The organism is Vibrio sp. 10N.222.49.C9 (assembly GCF_041474985.1).
GTDB lineage: Bacteria > Pseudomonadota > Gammaproteobacteria > Enterobacterales > Vibrionaceae > Vibrio > Vibrio crassostreae_C.
The window spans coordinates 1-222 of record NZ_JBFRVD010000473.1 but is presented as its reverse complement, the minus strand read 5'-3'; the positions used below and the strand labels follow the sequence as shown (position 1 = coordinate 222).

General features: G+C 49.1%; 1 protein-coding gene. It reads left to right on the top strand.

What is annotated here, in order from left to right; genetic code table 11:
* The coding region (locus tag AB4585_RS24045) for an efflux RND transporter permease subunit (RefSeq protein WP_372171267.1) at positions 1–222 on the top strand (222 nt) is incomplete at both ends.

Below are 222 nucleotides of genomic sequence, written 5' to 3'. Positions count from 1 at the left end.
GGATACAACCATGACTATATGGGTGAATCTCGTCAGTTTGTGACCGAAGGAAGTGCGTTATACACCACCTTCTTGCTGGCAATCGCGATCATCTTCTTGGTACTGGCAATACAGTTTGAGTCGTTACGTGACCCACTGGTGATCATGGTATCCGTACCACTCGCCATCAGTGGCGCTTTGGTGGCGTTGGCTTGGGGTCTATCAACGATGAACATCTATTCC